The 18,389-nt window shown below is 60.2% G+C and carries 14 protein-coding genes; 7 read left to right on the forward strand and 7 right to left on the reverse strand.

Annotated features, from left to right (window positions below; translation table 11 throughout):
• Nucleotides 1-191 precede the first annotated feature (191 nt).
• Nucleotides 192-1,610: a BNR-4 repeat-containing protein gene (locus H1B37_RS09605; protein ID WP_182866429.1), complete on the forward strand. Its 1,419-nt coding sequence runs from the start codon at nucleotides 192-194 to the stop codon at nucleotides 1,608-1,610.
• On the opposite strand, the gene H1B37_RS09610 is transcribed toward H1B37_RS09605, so the two are convergent.
• From H1B37_RS09610 to H1B37_RS09625, 4 genes are all read right to left on the reverse strand, one after another.
• Nucleotides 1,571-2,035 (reverse strand): hypothetical protein, encoded by a 465-nt coding sequence (locus tag H1B37_RS09610; protein WP_220498131.1) that lies wholly within the window; start codon nucleotides 2,033-2,035, stop codon nucleotides 1,571-1,573. The two genes, H1B37_RS09605 and H1B37_RS09610, sit on opposite strands and share 40 nt — an antisense overlap.
• Nucleotides 2,036-2,427: 392 nt before the next feature.
• Nucleotides 2,428-2,748 carry a cupin domain-containing protein gene (locus tag H1B37_RS09615; RefSeq protein ID WP_182866431.1) on the reverse strand — a complete coding sequence of 107 codons (321 nt, stop codon included), beginning with the start codon at nucleotides 2,746-2,748 and terminating at the stop codon, nucleotides 2,428-2,430.
• Complete coding sequence (locus H1B37_RS09620) at nucleotides 2,745-3,224, reverse strand: hypothetical protein (protein ID WP_286177575.1); 480 nt, start codon at nucleotides 3,222-3,224, stop codon at nucleotides 2,745-2,747. The genes H1B37_RS09615 and H1B37_RS09620 overlap by 4 nt, the downstream gene beginning before the upstream one ends.
• A 253-nt stretch (nucleotides 3,225-3,477) precedes the next feature.
• A complete protein-coding gene (locus H1B37_RS09625; RefSeq protein WP_182866432.1) occupies nucleotides 3,478-3,747 on the reverse strand; it encodes a DUF2024 family protein in 270 nt (89 codons plus the stop codon).
• Nucleotides 3,748-3,977: 230 nt separating this feature from the next.
• Between H1B37_RS09625 and H1B37_RS09630 the strand changes: the two genes are divergently transcribed.
• The 4 genes from H1B37_RS09630 (at nucleotide 3,978) to H1B37_RS09645 (ending at nucleotide 10,451) form a co-directional block, all read left to right on the forward strand.
• Nucleotides 3,978-4,922, forward strand: a complete 945-nt coding sequence (locus H1B37_RS09630) for a TFIIB-type zinc ribbon-containing protein (RefSeq protein WP_182866433.1) — start codon at nucleotides 3,978-3,980, stop codon at nucleotides 4,920-4,922.
• Nucleotides 4,919-5,896 (forward strand): hypothetical protein, encoded by a 978-nt coding sequence (locus H1B37_RS09635; protein WP_182866434.1) that lies wholly within the window; start codon nucleotides 4,919-4,921, stop codon nucleotides 5,894-5,896. Before H1B37_RS09630 ends, H1B37_RS09635 begins: the two co-directional genes overlap by 4 nt.
• A 256-nt stretch (nucleotides 5,897-6,152) precedes the next feature.
• The gene (locus tag H1B37_RS09640) at nucleotides 6,153-9,098 is read left to right on the forward strand and encodes a DUF1553 domain-containing protein (protein WP_220498132.1); all 2,946 of its coding nucleotides are present in this window, start codon (nucleotides 6,153-6,155) and stop codon (nucleotides 9,096-9,098) included.
• A 12-nt stretch (nucleotides 9,099-9,110) separates the two neighbouring features.
• Nucleotides 9,111-10,451, forward strand: a complete 1,341-nt coding sequence (locus tag H1B37_RS09645; RefSeq protein ID WP_182866436.1) for a DUF1501 domain-containing protein — start codon at nucleotides 9,111-9,113, stop codon at nucleotides 10,449-10,451.
• A gap of 96 nt (nucleotides 10,452-10,547) precedes the next feature.
• Here H1B37_RS09645 and H1B37_RS09650 read toward each other — a convergent pair whose 3' ends face one another.
• Nucleotides 10,548-11,696 carry a 3-keto-disaccharide hydrolase gene (locus H1B37_RS09650; RefSeq protein WP_182866437.1) on the reverse strand — a complete coding sequence of 383 codons (1,149 nt, stop codon included), beginning with the start codon at nucleotides 11,694-11,696 and terminating at the stop codon, nucleotides 10,548-10,550.
• 327 nt (nucleotides 11,697-12,023) lie between these two features.
• Between H1B37_RS09650 and H1B37_RS09655 the strand changes: the two genes are divergently transcribed.
• Nucleotides 12,024-15,305, forward strand: a complete 3,282-nt coding sequence (locus H1B37_RS09655) for a DUF7133 domain-containing protein (protein ID WP_182866438.1) — start codon at nucleotides 12,024-12,026, stop codon at nucleotides 15,303-15,305.
• Nucleotides 15,306-15,536: 231 nt separating this feature from the next.
• Here the strand turns inward: H1B37_RS09655 and H1B37_RS09660 are convergent, their stop codons facing one another.
• Both H1B37_RS09660 and H1B37_RS09665 read right to left on the reverse strand, forming a co-directional pair.
• Entirely contained in the window at nucleotides 15,537-15,923 is a 387-nt protein-coding gene (locus H1B37_RS09660; protein ID WP_182866439.1) for a hypothetical protein, read from the reverse strand.
• Between the two features lie 247 nt (nucleotides 15,924-16,170).
• Entirely contained in the window at nucleotides 16,171-17,094 is a 924-nt protein-coding gene (locus H1B37_RS09665; RefSeq protein ID WP_182866440.1) for a hypothetical protein, read from the reverse strand.
• A gap of 383 nt (nucleotides 17,095-17,477) precedes the next feature.
• Here H1B37_RS09665 and H1B37_RS09670 point away from each other — a divergent pair, with 383 nt between their 5' ends.
• Nucleotides 17,478-18,347, forward strand: a complete 870-nt coding sequence (locus H1B37_RS09670; protein WP_286177576.1) for a calcium-binding protein — start codon at nucleotides 17,478-17,480, stop codon at nucleotides 18,345-18,347.
• Nucleotides 18,348-18,389 lie beyond the last annotated feature (42 nt).

Raw genomic sequence — 18,389 nt, forward strand, 5'->3', positions numbered from 1 at the left:
GAAGACAGATGTACTCGTGTGCTGTTTCTCTTTTCTCATTTTTTGACCAACCCATTTTTTGACCAACCCATTTTTTGACCAACCTTCTCGCCCATCTCGACGCGACCAACGACGCCGATCGGTTGCAGGGACGTCACTGAACCTGCCGAGCGAAACTGAATCTCCGCAATCGGTGTCAGTGGCGATTAGCGATGACGTGTCCTTTTTTAGATGATTTCATGTGCAATCAATGGACTTCGCGTCTGAAAACGACGGGTTTCTTGGCCGCCCTCTTCACGTTGCTTTCGGTCGGCTGCCTGCATGCAGCAGAGCCGATCATGGTGAAAGAGAACGGCGGATGGTGTTGGTTTCAGGGAAAACGTGCGGTCGGATGGGACGGCAAAGTCTTTTTCACTTCCATTTCCGGCGATGACCATGGGGATTGGAATGCCGGAGATCTGGTCGTGACAAAACTGAATCCGTCGAGCGGTGAAACCTCGCATTTCTGTCTGCATGCGACGCTTCAACGTGACGACCATGCCGTCGCGGGACTCTGCCTGCTCGCTGATGGGCGATTGCTGGCCGTTTACGGTAAACATGGCAACGATCATTTCCAGCGATCACGGGTCACGCTTCGTCCGGGCGATCTCAGCGAGTGGACTCAGGAGCAACAGTTTGATGTCGGGGCGGGCTACACGTACTCCAATGTTTACCGCTTGCCCGGCGAAGATGATCGCATTTTTAATTTCCATCGCGGACGCGGCTTCAACCCCAACTGCAACATTTCCGACGACGGCGGGTCGACGTGGAGCTACGGCTGGCGACTGATGCAGCGAACTTCCGCCGACCTAAGAAGCGACCCAAGGTACACGGGCATGGACGGCCGGCGACCTTATGTTTGCTATGCGAGCCATGGCCACGACGAGATCCACTTCATCGCCACCGATGACCACCCGAGGGCTTACGACAACAGCCTGTATCACGGTTATTACAAGGCGGGCAAGTTATTGGCGTCCGACGGCACCGTCTTGGCGACCCCGTCGGCGACCAGCCAACCGCTGAAACCGCGCGCCTTCACCGAAGTGTTTGCGGGACGGGCCGACCGAGTCGCCTGGGCCAGCGACATCAAGATCGACGCGAACGGCCATCCGCGGGTCGCGTTTTCCGTCCAGGTCGACGGCGCCGCCACACGCAATCGCCGCGGTGCCGGCGGATTGGATCACCGCTATTACGATGGGCGCTGGGATGGAACGCGTTGGCACGTGCACGAAATGGCCTATGCGGGAACCAAATTGTATTCCGGCGAAGACGACTACACGGGCTTGGTTGCGCTCGATCCACGCGACCCCGACTACGCCGTCATTTCCACCAACGCGGACCCCAATTCCGGAACGCCGCTGATCAGTCGCGCCGACGGACAACGACACTGGGAACTGTTCGCCGGCACAACCAGTGACTCGGGCGCGACCTGGACGTGGACCGCGTTGACGAAAGATTCCAGCGTAGACAACCTGCGGCCGGTCATTGCAAACACGGAATCCGACACCCGAGTGGTCTTATGGACTCGCGGGACGCTAAGATCCTATACCGATTACCACCTCGACATCATCGCGCTGACGGTACCGCGATAGTACACTCGCCGCACGCAGGTCACCGACGCTCGCGTGTCCGGCAAACAGGATGACGCCGCAACGTTGCTGAGAACGTCTTGCTGTGCCCCGGTCGCATCTTCCACACTTCCATTTACCCTGATTTGATGCAGGCCTGGAGCCCCGCATTGATACGGATCGCCAGGGTCAGTGATCGGCGTGAGATGATTCTCGGGCAACCGATCCGACGGCCATTGGTGCAAATCCGACGGCGTATGCCAAAACACAAATCGCCATTGCGAGACCGCGCTGAAATACTCCAGGTGGGTCGCTTTACACCTCTGCCAAAAGGCTGCCGGTAACCAATCGTGCATGTGGTCACGGGCGTACTGCGAAAGCGCTTTCATCACGACGTCGCGAGATTCATCGCCGGACGCTTGCGATGCCATGGCCAACAGCATCGCCATGAATTCTTGCTCATCGCGGTAAGTGCGGGCTGTGTACATACCGAGGGGGAAGACGAGACTCCAGTACGGAGGATCATAATGCGACTTGCTATCGCTTGATAACGTGCCGCCAAACTCCCAGTGTGATCAGCATTGGGAGACAATTCCCGTGGCCATCACCAATGCCGACAACAGAATCGCGACCAAAACCGACGTGTCTTCGATCGCTTCCACCGCGTGCGGTGCTGCTGTCCTTCAATACAGCAACTCTCCGGCGACACGTTCTTGCGGGTGACCGCCGGAATAGCGACCAACCTTGCGAGTCACTCAGCGCGACCGGACACCTCCTTCGCATCTTGTCGTAGGCGGCGACTTGGTCTCGCCCGTCATCGTCACAAAACTTGGCCGCTGGCTTAGGCATTCGGTTTCGCTCCCTTGAGCAGCAGCAACAACATCTTGGTCGGCTGATTCGCCATGATGCTGTGGGGGACGCCCGCGTCCATTCGATAGAAACTGTTCGGGCCGGCTTTGGACGCATCCTTGCCGACAGTCACGTCGGCTTCGCCGTCGATGAAGTGCATGATGGCCGGAACCGATGCCGTGTGTTCGGACAGTTCCTGACCTGCATCGAAGCCGAACAGAACGATCTTCAGTGAGTCATCCTGATGCAGTGTCTTGCTGACCGTGCTGCCGTCTTGGATCTCAATTTCGGTGGCGAGGTTGGAGATGTTCATGGAGAGATTCGGGGTAGAGTTGCAGGGATGGTGAGACAGAATGACGGAGAGCGTCGATCGCGGGGTTCGCTGCGTCCCGTGGACGCGTCATAATTGTTTTCATGCAATTGTCCGGCCAGTCGACCGGTAAGTTGACCTTGTTGTTCGGCACTCAATTCGTCGTGCGGCTTACCGAATTCTGCCGTTCCCCATTTGTCGAGGATGAAGACGGCTTCGCGATGCAACCAGTCCGCCGTCCAATCGAGTGCGACATAGCTGCCGTGGCCCCAGACGCTGCCGACCTGCATGCCACCCATCGGCTGCCAGACATTTTGGCCTTCGCCGATCTCCCCGCTGTCGATCAGCGTGACGCCCTCGGTGGTGACGAATTTGTCCGGAATCGGTGGCATATCCTGAAAGATGCGTGTCCCCACCCAGCCCAACACCGGAAAGGACAGGACCATCACCGCTGCGAAGGCAAGCCAAAGTTTTTTCATGGGTGGTGCTCTCGTGGGGTTGGATTTCACGACCGGGGAGCGACCACCCCCATCTCGCCGATGCGCGAGGGACCTCCTCTGCTGGAACGGCGGCCCGGCGGCCCGCACACGAATCGCCGAACCAGGCGACGCCCTTTCTTGCACCAAAAGGCATAGATTTAATTCGGCGAGTCAAGAGGGATTCCGGGGTGCCCAATTTCTCCGTCGCGGCGGCACCGTGGGGATGTTCACGGACGTCGGATTCCAGCCCGGTTCAGGCAACGTTTCGGATCGCATTTGATAACGGCACGGCGGCGAAACCGTGTTGCCGCAGCGCGGCGATGGCGGCAGCGTCGACCCGCCCCCGTCCGGACGATTTCCAGTCGTTCCGCCGGATTTCGATTTCAGGGTCCTTGCCGCCGACGTAATCGTGAATCAATCGCCGCAGGTCGTGTTCGCTGGTCCCCTTAGGAACGATCGCATCAAAATGCATCACCGCTCCGCGAGGACCGGTCGCATAGGTATCGAAGAATTCGTACTTCACTTGCGTTTCTCCTCCAGTCACAAGTCAGCGAGATGCCAAACCTTGGCGTCTGCCTCTGTCAGGGCAACAGCATGCGGCGCGGCCAAACATGCACTACAGAGACATCTTTTCGGTTTCTGCACGCCGGTCTGTCAATTCATTTGCAAAAAATTTCGGCTCTTCCGCCCCACAACCGCGTCGGCCGAGCCTGCTACACTAACGCTTTTCCGTCAGGGGTTTGCAGGAGATTCATGGCAACCGACCTTGCCAATTCGACGTCCGATCAGCTGGAGATTTCGTGTCAGTCCTGTGGCGCGAAATTGGTCTTGCAATCGCACATGCGTTCGACGCTTTGTCCGTATTGTGCGTCGCCGTCGATCGTCAGCCGTCCGCCGTCGCCGGGTCGCCCTTCGCCCACGTTTTTGGTCGGATTCGTCATCGATCACGAGCATGCGACCAACGCGGTCAAAAGCTGGATCGCCGGCAGCCACCTGTTTGCAAGATCGGATTTCAAGGCCGCCGTTCCGGAACTGACACGTGGCGTTTATCTTCCGGCTTACCTGTACGCCGCGGTGGCCAACACGCAGTACTCGGCCAGCATCGGAGAAAACTACACCGAGACGGAAACCTACACGACGACCGATTCCAAGGGCAAAACGGTCACGCGGACCCGCACGGTGACCAAAACCGAGTGGCGTCCGTTGAGCGGGAACCACTGTTGTTACGTCGTCGACGTGGTCGTCAGCGCCTCACAGGGTGTCACCAACGCGGCTTTGGAAGCCGTCGAACCGTTCGACTTGCGCGCCCTGCGACGGTATTCGGATTCCTTCATTTCCGGCTGGCTTGCCGAGGAACCCTCGCGCAGCCAAGACGATTGTTTCCGTTTGGCACACGACGAAACCATCGCCAAAGTGGGTGACATGCTCAAGGGTTTCATGCCCGGCGATTCCCACAGCAACCTGCAATACCAAACCGACCTTTCGCACGAGGTGATCGATCTGGTGTTGCTGCCGATCTGGACCTATGCGGTGCGATATGCCGAAGACCGGCCGCCGATTCAAATCCTGGTCAACGGCCAAACCGGACGCGTGGGAGGCAAGGTGCCGGTCTCGGCAGCCAAGGTCACCTTTGCCGTGATCGGCGTCCTGTTGCTGATCGGAATCATCTTCCTCGCGATCATGGCGGCCCAGGGATGAGCGAAACCGGTCTTGCCGAGCAAACCTGCTCGCGTTGCGAATCCCCGCTGGAAACCGGCGATCTGCGCTGCGCGATCTGCGGCCAAGCGGCCTTGGATGCGGAAGCGGATGCCCCCCAAAAAATGGCCGTACAGATCCTGCGCTGCACCGGTTGCGGGGCGGCGATCGCCTACGATCCGAAACACTTGGCACCGAGCTGTTCCTTCTGTGGCGACGTGGTCAAAGTCGAATCGATCGACGACCCGATGGAACAGACCGAACATTACTTGCCGTTCACGGTCACCGCCGACGAAGCCCGCGCGGCGCTGCGGGGCTGGCTGGATTCACGTGGCTGGTTCCGCCCCTCGGACCTCTCCGCCTCGGCCCAATTGACGCAATTAAAACCGCTCTGGTGGGTCGCTTGGGTTTTCGATGCCGATGCCTTTGTCAGTTGGGCGGCCGATAGCAACGAAGGCAGCGGGCGATCGGATTGGGCGCCGCATTCGGGGCAGAACGAAATTCATTTCGACGACATCCTTGTCTCGGCTTCGCGAGGATTGAGTGTCAGCGAAGCGGCGGCGATCAGCCCGGGGATGGATTTGGCGACCCAACGCGATACCCCCGAAGGGGCCGATCGCGAGGCGACGCTGGAGCAGTTTGACGTCCAACGCTCGCAAGCCCGACAAGAAGTTTCTGCGGCGATCCATCGGATGGCCGCCGAACGGGCGCAGAACCATTTCATCCCCGGCACCCGGTTTCGCAACGTCCGCGTCGCGATCGTTTTGCGTCGACTTGTCACCCGTCGATTGTCGTTGCCCGCCTACGTGTTGGCGTATCGTTACAAGGACCGGCTGTACCGCGTGGTGATCTGCGGCCAGGACAAGCGTCTGATGGTCGGAACCTCGCCCAAATCGCTGATCAAAATGATCGCCGTAGGGCTGTTGGTCGCCGTTCTGGCGATCGTGATCCTGGGGATCATCGCTGGGGGAAGTTAGTCGACAGCGATCTTTTGAAGTAGCTACGCTCGCCAGAGCGTGGCCCCCCGGGGAATCAACGTCCGGCGAAGCGAGCGACGTTTGCACGGCGATCCATGATGTTGGGCCACAAAGGTGGCGGCCTCGAAAAATTTGCATCTCGGTGGCCGATCGTCCACAATAACGATCGCCCCCATTCCCCCCGCCTCGATCCCCGCCCTGCGCCGCTGTGACACCGCACAGACTTCTTGCCGCTGCCGTTTGGACTTCGTTCGCGTTGTTGGTCTGCGACCGGAGTGTTGCGGAAAACCGAGTCGACTTCTTTGAAAAGAAGATCCGTCCCGTGCTGGTCGAGCATTGTTACGAGTGCCACTCGGCGGACTCGGATGATCTGGGCGGAAACCTCCGTGTCGATGATCGCCCGTCGATGTTGGTCGGCGGCCAGTCCGGTCCGGTGCTGGTGGCCGGAAGCCCCGACGAAAGCCTGATCATCCAAGCACTGCGTTACGACGGTGTGGAGATGCCGCCCGAGGCTCCGTTGCCGCAGCACGTCATCAAGGATTTTGAAACCTGGGTCTCGCTCGGTGCGCTCGATCCTCGAGAACCGGCGTCGGAGAGTTCACCGGCATCACGCCGCGTCCCGGTGACCGACGATGGAGCGTTGTGGTCGTTTGTTCCACGATCGACACCGTCGATTCCAGCGGTCAACGATTCCGGTTGGCCGGCCAATCGAATCGACCGATTTGTTCTGTCGTCGATGGAGCAGGCCGGGCTCGGGCCGACCCGGGACGCCGATCCGCGTGTGCTGGTCCGGCGGTTGTACCACGACTTGATCGGGTTGCGGCCGACGCAACGTCAAATCGAAGCGTTTGTCGCCGATTTCGAAGGCCGTGGCAGTGACGCGACCACACGTCTGGTGGACCGATTGCTCGACAGTCCGCAATTCGGTGTGCGTTGGGGCCGTCATTGGTTGGACGTGGCGCGGTACGGTGAATCCAACGGTGACGACGGACTGGGACGCAACGCGACCTTTCCCAACGCATGGCGGTATCGCGACTATGTCATCGACGCGTTCAACCGCGACGTCCCCTATGACCGGTTTGTGACCGAACAGGTCGCCGGCGACTTGTTGCCGGCCGACACCGCCCAGCAACGAAATCGGCAATTGATTGCGACCGGGTTCCTGGCGATCGGTTCCAAACCGGCCTCCGCGATGAACAAGGACTTTGCGATGGATGTCGTGGACGACCAAATCAACGTCGTCTGCACCGCCGTGCTGGGACTGAGCGTCGCCTGCGCCCGATGCCACGATCACAAACACGACCCGATCCCGACCCGTGACTACTACGCACTGGCGGGGATCTTTCGCAGCACCGAAACACTCTACGGCGCCGCGGGAAACGAAAAACTGACCGCACCGCCGACACCGCTTCATCAGTTACACACGAAGCTGACTTCGGCCGGCAAACGTCCCGACCGAACGACGCCGCCCAAGTTGCCGGCGGCCTACTTCCAAGCCGTCGATGCCTTGAAACCGCAGCTCCACGAACGACTGGATTCCGCCCCCCGGCAGCTCACGCCCGAACGCGAACTCGATTATTCGGCCGAATCGTTTGCCGATGTAAAGGACACGCGTCTGAGGGGTCAATTTACCGGCCCGGCCGATTCCTACACCGTCGCCTTCTGGTTCCGAAACAACGTCAACAACGACGCACGGCCGATCACGGCGTATCTATTTTCCCGCGCCGCATCGGACAATAAAACGCTGCCCGGTGACCATCTGGGGGTCGGCGGAAATCATGACAAATCGCGTACCGGCAAACTGTTCGTGTTCAACGGCAACGCGAAAAAGACTTCGATCCCCGGATCGACCGTGATTCCGCCGAACAGTTGGAATCATGTTGCGTTGGTCCGCGACAAGAATCATGTGAAAGTGTTTCTCAACGGTCGACTGGAAATCACCGGCGAACTCGAAGCCACCTTTGGCAGGTCCCTCGACTTCTCAGTGGCCGCACGCAGCGACAACTTTGCGCCCCTCTCCGGAAACCTGGGTGACGTCGTGGTGCTCGATCGGGCGTTGACCGACGACCAGGCTGCTGGAATGCACAAATCGTCGGGCCAGCCCATCGGCCAACGACCGGCGGTGCCGCTGGGGTTCGCGATGGGGGTTCGTGACAAGGCCAAACCGACAGACTGCAAAATCCATATCAACGGCACCGGTTCCAAGCTCGGGCCGGCGGTCGCCCGCGGCGTGTTGTCGGCCTATCGCGACCTTGCGAAACAAGACCTTTCGAACGCGGGATTGGACGTTGCGTCGATCAAGATTGATCCCCGCCACAGCGGCCGCTTGGAATTGGCCCGCTGGCTGACGCACCCCGACCACCCCCAGACCGCCCGCGTGATGGTCAACCGGATTTGGACGCACCTGTTCGGCCGCGGCATCGTCACCACGCCGGATGATTTTGGGGTCTACGGTGCCCGCCCCTCGCACCCCGAATTGCTGGACCATCTGGCCGGTCGATTCGTCGTTGAGGGTTGGTCGATCAAGCGAATGATTCGGGCGATCGTGTTGTCGCGGACCTATCAACTCAGCAGCCACGCCCACCCCGACATGCTGGAAAAGGACCCGGGAAACATCTGGTTGTCGCGCCACGTCCGTAAACGGCTGGACGCGGAATCGCTCCGCGATGCGATGTTGCAAGCCTGCGGCCAGATCGATTACGCCCCGGCGAAAGGATCGGCGATCGTCGGCGTTGACATGTTGATCAATTGGCCGCCGGGCGAGTCCACGGATTTGCATCGCCCGTCCCGCCATCGCAGCGTCTACCTGTGCATGCTGCGACACGCCCCACCCAAAGAACTCGCCGCGTTCGACCTGCCCGACGGGGTCAGTGTGCGGGGCCAGCGTGATGTCACCACGCTGCCGACACAATCGCTGTTCTTGATCAACAGCGAGTTTGTGGTGCAGCAGTCGCGTGAACTGGCCCGACGGGTCATCGATGAGGATTCCAACGAAGATTCGGACCGCGTGAATGCGATCTTCGCCGCGGTGCTGGGACGAGATCCCGAACCGACAGAACGAGATCAATCGCTCGCCTACCTTCGCGTGACCGAGACGGCACTTGCCGCCGGCGTCGTCGATCGACAACAGCGACGCTTGCACGCCTGGGCCAGCCTGGTCCAAGCGTTGATGACGACCAACGAATTCCGTTACGTGGATTGATCGAGAGTTTTCATGATTTCACGTCGTACCATGTTGCAAACCGCGTCCTGTGGTTTTGGCTTTCTGTCTTTGAAAGCGTTGCTGCAACAATCCGCCGTCGCGTCACCGGCAGCCTCACCGGCAGCGGCAACACCGATCCCCGCCCGCGCCAAACGGATCATCTTTCTGTGCATGAGCGGCGGTCCGGCCCAACTGGACACGTTCGATTACAAACCGCAAACGGGAAACAAGAAACATCCCGGGTCGGTGTTCGAGTTCAAGCAGCGTGGGGAGAGCGGATTGTGGGTCTCCGAACTGATGCCCGAAACCGCCAAACATGCCGACCGGCTGTGCGTCATCAATGGAATGTACTGTGACACGGGAAACCACGCTCAATCATTTCTTCAACTCCACACCGGCGAAAAGCTTCGCAAACGTCCCAGCATGGGATCCTGGATCGCGTACGGTCTGGGCAGCGAGAATGCCGATCTGCCCAGTTTTGTCAGCCTGAACGCCGCCAAGCCGTCGGTCTACTCCAGCGAGTTCCTTCCCACGCGATTCGCGGGCACGCCGATCGGCACCAACGGCGAAGACATGTCGCTGGCGACCATCCGAGACATCTCGGGCAACCATCTGCCGCCAGCGGTCAAACGCCGGCAATTGGATTTTGTGCAATCGATGAACCGAGAACACTTGTCCGATCGACACGGCGACGCGACGCTGGAAGGCGTGATCGAGTCGATGGAGTTGGCCTTCCGCATGCAAGTCACGGCGCCGCAGTTGTTGGATTTGAGCAACGAAACCGACGCGACCCTGCGTCGCTATCGAGTCGGCAAAAAGCTCTCAATCGGTACTTGCCGGCCGACCGACTTTGGCCGCCAGTGTCTGTTGGCCCGCCGATTGGCCGAAGCCGGAGTGCGATTTATCGAAGTCAACCACGGCGGCTGGGACCAACACAAGAATCACCGCCGGGATTTGAAAGCCAACTGTGAAACCGTCGATGCTCCGATCGCCGCCTTGTTGGAGGACCTCGCCGCGCGCGGTTTACTCGAGGACACGTTGTTGGTTTGGGGCGGCGAGTTCGGTCGACCGGGATTGGTTCCCGAAGACGGCAAAGACGAAACCGGTCACAACCACCGGGGATTCACGTTCTGGCTGGCCGGCGGCGGGGTCAAACAAGGACACGTCCACGGCCGCACCAGCGAAACGGGCGACCGGGCGGTCGAAGGCAAGGTTCACTTTCGCGACCTGCATGCCACCCTGTTGCACCTGATGGGATTGCAACACGACCGCCTGAGCTATGTTCACGGTGGACGAACCCACCGGCTGACCGGCCCTGAGGAAGCCAAGGTCGTGAGCGAAATCTTTGCTTGATCGTTGAAAATCAGCGACCGGGAATCGCCTCAAGGCGAGACACCAACGGTTGTCGATCGAGCAAGGACAGGCTGGAAGCCTATCCCACGGTTTCTGTTACTCGGCGGCGTACAGATTGGCAAAGTCGATCGGTCCGGATGCGGTCAACACCAGCTTACCGTTCGCCGAACCGCCATCGGTTTCAAGGGTGACGGGGTTTCCGTTGACCTTCGCAATGCGTCGGCCGTCCCGCGTGACCACCTCGATGCGATTCCAACGTCCCGGCTTTTCCAGGTGCGTTGCGATCACCGGATCGGACAAATCGATGCGGGTGTTTTGGCCGGCATCAATGACGACGTTGCTGTTGGATTGCTTCAATCGCACATCGACGACGAAGTCTGCATCGGTAAACGAACGCGTCGTCGAAAGTGTTCCTTCGCTGTCATCGCCGGCATCAAACGCGAGCACCCAATCCTGGACGTTCCATTGTGACGTATCGCCGGCGTCCCACCCGTCCAGGTTCAATCCACTGTACAGCGAGTGGTAGCCGCGGTTGGCGATGGCGACCTGGTCGGCCGGCACCTGGCCGCCGGGTAGCTCTTTGATTCGGACATTGCGATATTCGACGACTCCACCCTCGGATTCCAAACAAATGTATCCCTTTCTGGGAACACAGTCCTTTCCGCGCGTGACGATGGTCCCGTTGACGGCCAACGAGATTTCGCCGTCGCGGCATTCGATGCGATAGTGATTCCACTGGGGGCTGGGCTTGGACAGGTTTTGCGTGGGGAACGCGCGGCTTCCGCCCCGGCCGTTGATCGGCGTCATCGTCGCTCCGTGGATCGGAAAGATGTCGCCGTGGGTGGTGTGACTTCGCGTGTTGCCATAGGCATTCTCCAGCACCTGGACCTCGATCCCTCGATGAAACGGCACCCCGCGTGCGGTGATGTCGTCGGCCCAGACGAAGATGCCGGCGTTGCCCCGCGGCACCAGATGACGCCACTCCAGTTCCATCACGAAATTCTGGTACATCTTTTCGGTGCGAATCTCGCCGATCGGCTTGCCGGTGCAGTACAACACGCCGTCTTCAAACCGCCATGTATCCGGCGGAGTGTTGGTCCGCACCCAACCGCTTAAATTCGCATCGGTCAACAGGGGGACGAATCCGTCTTCGGCAACACTGCGGCATTGAGAGGTCAACGTGAACGAAAGCAGACCGAGCAGGATCGCAGCGAGGCGGGTGAGCGAACGAAGGGCGTGAGTCATGTTGTTGGGCTGGAGATTGGAGTGGGATTGTCGGAGTGCGCTGCTTGCAAACCGGGAAGGGAGGTACATTCTAGCTGGACGCTATCGCTTGGAGGGAGCTACGCTCGCCAGTGCGTGGAAAACCCGCCGGATCCACCTTCTGGCGAAGGTAGCCACGTTCGGTCGATTTCCGCGTGAGCGCAGGTATGATGGAGGGGTGGAACGTCGCACACTTCTCCGCAGCGTCCCGCCCCCTCGCGCCGAAACTGCCCCCTTACCGCCCGCCACTTAATGCTGTTTCACCACACCACGCGTCCACTCCTTTGGCTATCCATCGCGTTTCTGGGAATGTCCGTCGTTGATGCGGCTGAACCCGAGTCACCCGACGCCCCCCCCGAGTTGCAATATCGGCGCTGGAGCGGAACGCTGAACGTGCCCGATCCGGTCGCGATCAGCGTGGCAGACAACGGCGACGTGTATGTCACGCAAACCCAGCGGCGCAAGATCCAAGACCTGGACATTCGCGCCAACAGTCAATGGATTCCCGACGATGTCGGTTTGACCAGCGTGGATGAAAAGCGGGCGTTCTATCACCGCGCCCTGGCCATCGGCGGCGATCAAGTCGAAGCGGCCAGGCACGTCGAAGACCACAACGCCGACGGGCAACGTGATTGGCGCGACTTGGCCGTGATCAGCGAAAAGATCCACCGACTGGTCGACAGCGACGGCGACGGGACGGCGGACAAGATCAATCTGTTCGCCGACGATTTCAAAACCGAGGTGACCGGCATCGCCGCCGGGGTGATGCACTGGGACGATTCGGTTTGGGCGACGATCGCGCCGGACGTCTGGAAACTGACCGACACCACCGGTGACGGACACGCCGACCGCCGCGAAGTCATGGCGACCGGCTTTGGACTGCACATCGCCTACGCCGGTCATGACATGCACGGGCTGACCATCGGGCCGGACGGCAAAGTTTACTGGTCGATCGGCGACAAGGGGATCGCCGTGACCACCGAGGACGGCACGCGATTCCACTATCCCAACCGGGGCGGCGTGATGCGCTGCAACCTGGACGGCAGCGATTTCGAGGTGTTCGCCCACGGGCTGAGAAACGTCCAGGAATTCGCCTTTGACCAATACGGCAATCTGTTCGGTGTGGACAACGACGCCGACATGCCCGGCGAAAAAGAACGCTTCGTCTGGATCGTCGATCAGATGGATGCCGGCTGGCGATACAATTACCAATACCGAGGCGACCGGTACAACCCCTGGACCGACGAGAATCTGTGGCAAGTCGCCGGCAAGGACCATGCGGCGTACTTGGTGCCGCCGATTTCAAACTACGTCGACGGTCCGGCCGGTTTTAAATTCAATCCCGGCGCCGCGCTTTCATCGGCCTACAAAGATTTCTTCTTCCTGACCAGCGCTCCCAACGGGTTCCAATACGCGTTCCGCACCGAACGTTCCGGCGACTCGTTCCGAATGGTCGACGCGCACTCCATCGGCAGCGGTGATCCGATCGTCGGACTCGCATTCGGACCCGACGGCGGACTTTACGGCGCCGATTGGGGCGGCGGTTACCCGCTGACACAATCCGGCAGCGTGATACGTATCGATGTTTCCGAAGAAGCGTTGAGCCCGCAAGATCGTGAAAACCGTAAGTCCGTCGTGCACTGGTTGTCGCAGCGTTGGAACGAACAAAGTGACGACGTGCTGTCCGAATTGCTGTCGCATGTCGATCAACGCGTCCGGCTGCGGGCCCAATTTGCGTTGGCCGGCAAACGGCGATCGGACACGCTCCTGGCGGTGTTGTCGAATCAACAATCCGATCAGCTGGCCCGCGTGCACGGCGTTTGGGGGTTGGGGCAAATCGCTCGCAGCGGTGCAGTCGCCGCTGATGGTCTGGTCCCCTTTTTGAAAGACGACGATCCGATCATTCGTGCGGTGACGGCCAAGACGTTGGGAGAGATCGACGGTGCCGATTCCAGCGTGTTCGTTCCGCTGTTGGCCGATCCGGATCCGCATGTCCGCATCCATGCGTCGCTGGCACTCGGCCGCCTACCGACAAATGCGGCCACCGAGCCCCTGCTAAAACTCGCCGAAGCGTTGCCACGCGATCAGTATTACCTCCGTCATGCCGCCGTCACCGCTTTGGCCGCATGCGCCACACCGCAGCAGTTGGCCGGGCGCGTCGATTCGCCATCGGATCAGGCTCGGATCTGTGCCGTGCTGGCGCTCCGCCGCCAAGCCGATCGGTCGGTCGCCACCTTTTTAAGCGATCGCTCCGATTGGGTCGCGACCGAAGCCGCCCGTGCGATCCACGACGACCTCTCCTTGCCCGATGCCATGGACGACTTGGCGGCGGTCTTGGACCAAAATCGATCGCGTCCGACCGCGATGATGCTGCGTGCGATCAACGCCAACTTTCGCCTGGGCACCGAAGCGAGTTCACAGCGAGTGTTGCGGTTCATCGCCAATTCTTCGCAGCCACTCGCCATGCGACTGGCCGCCTGTGAAGCTCTTGGCGATTGGATGGATCCGCCGGTGTTGGATCGTGTCGACGGCCGTCGCCGAGACCTTTCCGAAGACCGGGGACTGGATCGAGACGGCGCGAGCGCGTTGTTGACGCGACTGGTCCGCCAAAGCGAAACGTCGCTGCGGGTCGCGGCCGTCAAAGCGTCACGCCAACTGAAAATCCCGCTTTCAATGGATGCCCTGATCGCGCTGGTCCGCGACGCACAGTCTCCCGAGCGCCTGCGCATCGAAGCGCTCGGCACGCTCGCGTCGGCCGAGGGTGACATCGCCCGTGATGCCCGTGACCAACTGTTCGTCGAATTTTCCGCTGCATCCACGCCTTCGATCGCCGCCAGCGCCATCCGGTCACTGGCCGGTTGGAACGCCGACAAAGCGATCCAGGTCATCCAACACCAACTGGACAACGACGCCGCAACGGTTCGCCAAACCTGTGTTGAATCGCTTGCCAAATTCGGCACGGCGAAAACCGATGCGATGCTGGTTCGCTTGGGCGACCGGTTCGCCGACGGATCGTTGTCCGAGTCGATTCAGTTGGACGTCTATCAAGCACTGCAGACGCGGAGTGATCACTCCGCCACGATTCGTGAGACGCTGGCGAGGATTGAAGCAACTCCGCAACTGGTGGCGATCACCGCGGCAAAGTTCCGCGAGTTTGCGATGTGTCGCGACGGAGGCGATCCCGTGCGTGGCGAGGTCATCTTCCGCACGGATCTACGCGTTCAGTGCAGTCGTTGCCACCGCATCGGAAAACGCGGCAGCGACATCGGGCCGGAATTGACAACGATCGCCAAGCAGCGCGATGTCGATCATCTGCTCCGCGCGATCGTCTCTCCCAGTGCCGATATCGAACCGAAGTACAACGCCCAAACCTTGCTGTTGGCAGACGGCAACGTCATTCAGGGCGTGATCAAAAGTGAAAACGATACGACGACGGTGTTGATCAATTCCGAAGGCAAGGAGATCAAGATCCCGACCGATGAAATCGACGACATCGCTAAAACCAAGGTCTCACTGATGCCCGACATGACCGCCGTCCTCAGCCCATCCGAAGTCCGCGATCTGGTCGCGTTTCTACTGACGCTGCGCTAGCAGACGCGGCGAATCGTCCCTGCCGAACGCCGAGATGGGCGGCCGAACTCGTGCGGATTTTGACCTCTTATCGATCAGGTGCTTACGCCTTCACCCTGCCATTGGGAGGGTCGCGGAGAAGTATACGACGACGCGGGGAGGGTTGCCTGTCGCTCGGAGGAACTCGAACACCGCCGATCGACCCTCCCCTCGCTGCCAGGGCGGATGAATTCTTCTTGGCGCCGACAGGGCTTAGTGGTGCTTGTGGTGCCCGTGTTTTCCATGATGTCCATGTCGCCCGTGGCCGCGGTAGTGGAAATCGTAGTGGCCCGGAACGTAATCAAAGTGATTTCCGTGCGGGACCAAGGACGGCGGGTGATAGTCGTAATGTGGCCGTGACGGATGGTATCCGCGGTACGAACGATGATAGTTGTACGTGGGACGAAACGACCGCCCGTAGTAGATCGACGGACCATACGAAGGCCGGAGACTTCGGTACGCTCCGTAGTTGCCGTATCCATAGCCATAATTGCCGATCCGGATACTGAATCCCCCAGCCTCGGCTTCGTTTCCGCCGGGCATCAACAGCAAACCAAATGCAAGCGCTGGAACGCTTGCCCATCTCATGAAACGTGACATACGTCGTATCTCCATCAAGGAGCGAAAAAGGGTCTGTTTTCGAACGGAACGTGCCCGTGCCGTTCGGGTTTGACCCCATAACAGATGCATCCGACGTACCAAGGCGGGGTTTGGCGGCCACGAATTGCAGCAAACACCGTGAAACACGCTGCGAAACCCGCGGGGACGCCCGGCCGGTGCGATTCCCTGCGGTAATGACGGTGACGTCATTTCGATAACACACAGCATCAAACTGAGCCGATGCCGATCACCGAGAGGCTTTGGCGGCCGCAACCTCTTGCTCGGACGAAACGAGCGCGACGGTCACTTCCGAATCGGAGTCCGCGGAATTTGCGGCGAGTTGCTGGTCGTCGAGTCGGTTGAGCATACGTCCGTTGACGTGCCCCAGAGCCACGCTGCCCAGGTAAATCGGCAGGGCCGCGCCGGGGGCGAAATTGCCGACCGTGTCGCCGATGTAGGTGCCATAGGCCGGGTACAAGATCCGATTGGCTTCGGCGATCTGCTGTGAGTCACCAACGGTTTGCAAGTACGAAAACGTATCTTCGGTGGCCAAAGTTTCGTGCCAGATGGGGACAAAGGCGTAGGCGATCGAGTACAGCCCTTGGTACTCACGACGCGTGAAATCCTTGGCGTGCCCCGCTTCGTGCAATGCGATCGCCGGGACGTCACTGTAAAGGTGGATCGTTTGGGTATAGGGATTGAAATGGTCGCCGCCAAAGAGGCGTCCCGGCAACAGCGTCTCCCCGGCGACGGCCAGCGTCCCCAGCGTGTAGCGTATCGGCGCGGCGATCGACGTGTTCTTGCGCAAACGTCGCCATTCGTCCAGCGGATCATATTGATTGGCGCGGACTTTGACGTGCGCCAAGTTGTTGTATTCCAAGTATTGGGTCAGTGTTAACAACGTGTCTTCAGAGATCTTGTGGCGATCGACCCGGCGGTCCCAGAGCAATAGTTTGCTGGGGATTCCGATCACGTTACCGGCACCGTCGAGAAGTTTGTTCGGACGCCCAATTTCGACTTGCGGGCCGGTGTCGCTTAACAACGCCGGGGCGACGTATTGTTTGTCGACTTTGATCGGCGTCGGCGACAGGACGCGGCATCCGGCACAGCAGACCAGGACGGTCGCCCAGACGACGAGGTTGATTTTGTCGAAACGTTGCCGAAGGTGCATTGGGGATCCGCGTCGCTGGTTGGTTGATTCGGGCAATGGCGTGGTTCTTCTAGGAAATCCCTTCGCTGCGATGCAAGCCGATTGCAGGGGCGGCCCGTTTCCCCGCCTGCGATGGCCCTTCCGGGCCGTCGCCCGTGGGGCTTTGCCCGAGGACCTGGAAAGGATGTCGTGCAACGGCGGATTCCGTGATACTTTTTCAAAAATCGCTGTAAGCGCCGCCCGTCACGATGTCACTAACGAAGCACTTGAGGCCGAACGTGTCGGCTTTCATCTTTTGTTTCCGGTTCGAATGGGACGCTGCTGTGACATCTCGAAAAACTTCTGCTCGTCGTTCTCACACCCCGCGTCGACTGCGGGCCGAGACCCTGGAAACCCGTCGCGTGATGGCCGCTGCGGTTGATCTGGCCCCCGACGGATTGTTGGTCATCGAAGGCACCGCGGAAAACAACCGCATCTGGGTGTCGCAAAGCCGCAGCGGTGAACGGCTGCGGGTCTCGATCGACGGCCGCACTACGGATTTCCCCGCAGCGAACATCAGCTTGATGAAAATCTTTGCCGGCCCCGGCAATGACGCCGTTCGGGTGTCTCGCCGGGTTGAAATCCCGACCCAGATTTTTGGCGGCGATGGCAACGACCACTTGGCCGCCGGCAGCGGACCGACCTTGATCGAAGGTGGCGACGGCCGCGACCGGATCCGTGGCGGTAAGGGAGTCAATGTGTTGTTCGGCGGTGCCGGCAACGACCGAATCTTCGGTGGCGCCTCGGTCGACTACATCATCGGCGGAGCGGGGAACGACATCCTGCGTGGCGGCGGCGGTGACGATTGGATCTTTGGTGACGCGACCAACTCCTTGCCCGACGGCGAGACCGATCCGCTGGAATACGCCCGCGCCAACTCGGACGTCAACCGCGGCAATGACATCATCCACGGCGGGCGTGGCAACGACATGGTGTTCGCCGGCCACGGAAACGATCGGATCCGCGGCGGCGTCGGCAGCGACTTCCTGCACGGCGGGGGCGGCAACGATCGCATCCGCGGCGATCGCGGCGCGGACGAATTGGTCGGGGGTGCGGGAACCGACGATCTGCGCGGCGGCTTGGGGGCGGACGTGATCCGTGCCCGTGACGGCGAGGTGGATGTCATCTTTGCCGATCGATTGGATGAATTGTTCGTCGATGACATCGACCGCATCCTACGTCGCGATCGCGGCGATTCCACCGAATCGGGAGATTTAAGCACCGCGAGCATCTAAACTAGCTGGACAGCGCCGCGATTCACACGAATACCGTGAATC

This window comes from Stieleria mannarensis (genome assembly GCF_014154935.1).
Taxonomy (GTDB): domain Bacteria; phylum Planctomycetota; class Planctomycetia; order Pirellulales; family Pirellulaceae; genus Stieleria; species Stieleria mannarensis.

Excerpts from the sequence above, each read along its gene's own strand:
- H1B37_RS09615 (WP_182866431.1), bottom strand. The coding sequence starts at position 2,748 with ATGAACATCTCCAACCTCGCCACCGAAATTGAGATCCAAGACGGCAGC.
- H1B37_RS09605 (WP_182866429.1), top strand. The coding sequence starts at position 192 with ATGACGTGTCCTTTTTTAGATGATTTCATGTGCAATCAATGGACTTCG.
- H1B37_RS09645 (WP_182866436.1), top strand. The coding sequence starts at position 9,111 with ATGATTTCACGTCGTACCATGTTGCAAACCGCGTCCTGTGGTTTTGGC.
- H1B37_RS09635 (WP_182866434.1), top strand. The coding sequence starts at position 4,919 with ATGAGCGAAACCGGTCTTGCCGAGCAAACCTGCTCGCGTTGCGAATCC.
- H1B37_RS09655 (WP_182866438.1), top strand. The coding sequence starts at position 12,024 with ATGTCCGTCGTTGATGCGGCTGAACCCGAGTCACCCGACGCCCCCCCC.
- H1B37_RS09620 (WP_286177575.1), bottom strand. The coding sequence starts at position 3,224 with ATGAAAAAACTTTGGCTTGCCTTCGCAGCGGTGATGGTCCTGTCCTTT.
- H1B37_RS09650 (WP_182866437.1), bottom strand. The coding sequence starts at position 11,696 with ATGACTCACGCCCTTCGTTCGCTCACCCGCCTCGCTGCGATCCTGCTC.
- H1B37_RS09665 (WP_182866440.1), bottom strand. The coding sequence starts at position 17,094 with ATGCACCTTCGGCAACGTTTCGACAAAATCAACCTCGTCGTCTGGGCG.
- H1B37_RS09610 (WP_220498131.1), bottom strand. The coding sequence starts at position 2,035 with ATGGCGATGCTGTTGGCCATGGCATCGCAAGCGTCCGGCGATGAATCT.
- H1B37_RS09670 (WP_286177576.1), top strand. The coding sequence starts at position 17,478 with ATGGCCGCTGCGGTTGATCTGGCCCCCGACGGATTGTTGGTCATCGAA.
- H1B37_RS09660 (WP_182866439.1), bottom strand. The coding sequence starts at position 15,923 with ATGTCACGTTTCATGAGATGGGCAAGCGTTCCAGCGCTTGCATTTGGT.
- H1B37_RS09630 (WP_182866433.1), top strand. The coding sequence starts at position 3,978 with ATGGCAACCGACCTTGCCAATTCGACGTCCGATCAGCTGGAGATTTCG.